The 724-nt window shown below is 35.1% G+C and carries 2 pseudogenes; both read left to right on the top strand.

Annotated elements, in window-relative coordinates:
• A pseudogene (locus FUA24_RS04945) lies at positions 1–403 on the top strand (phospho-N-acetylmuramoyl-pentapeptide-transferase); the annotation flags it as partial.
• Positions 404–724 (top strand): annotated as a pseudogene (locus FUA24_RS04940) (UDP-N-acetylmuramoyl-L-alanine--D-glutamate ligase); the annotation flags it as partial.

Here is a 724-nt window from a genome sequence, read left to right as displayed (position 1 = left end):
ACCCAGAGTAGAAGAAATTACTATTTACATAGCTGCATTTGTTGGTGCGCTTATTGGTTTTTTGTGGTACAATACATATCCGGCACAGGTTTTTATGGGTGATACGGGAAGTTTAACTATTGGCGGAATTATAGCAGTAATAGCAATTGCTGTAAGAAAAGAATGGCTAATTCCTGTGTTGTGTGGTATTTTTTTAGCTGAAAATTTATCGGTTGTAATGCAGGTTAGTTGGTTTAAATATACCAAAAAGAAGTATGGTGAAGGTCGCCGAATTTTCAAAATGTCGCCCCTACATCATCACTATCAAAAACTAGGATATCATGAAAGTAAAATTTCAACACGCTTTTGGATTATTGGAATTCTACTTGCTATTCTATCTATAGTAACGTTGAAGATTAGATAGATGAAAACACTTGTAGTTCTTGGAGGAGGCGAAAGTGGTGTTGGTGCAGCGCTACTAGCAAAAGAAAAAGGATACAGCGTGTTTGTATCTGATAAAGGAAAAATAAAAGAAAAATATAAAGAGGTTCTTATAAATAATGCAATTGCATGGGAAGAAGAAATGCATACCGAAGCAAAAATTCTTAATGCAAGTATGGTGATGAAAAGCCCAGGAATACCAGATAAAGTACCGTTAGTAAAATTAATACGAAGCAAAGGTATTCCAGTGGTTTCAGAAATTGAATTTGCGGCAATGTTTGCCAATGCTACAATTGTAGGTATT

The sequence above is a fragment of the Seonamhaeicola marinus genome (assembly GCF_008085455.1).
Note: the sequence above shows the minus strand (reverse complement) of the source record. Positions and strands in the feature narration are given on the sequence as shown.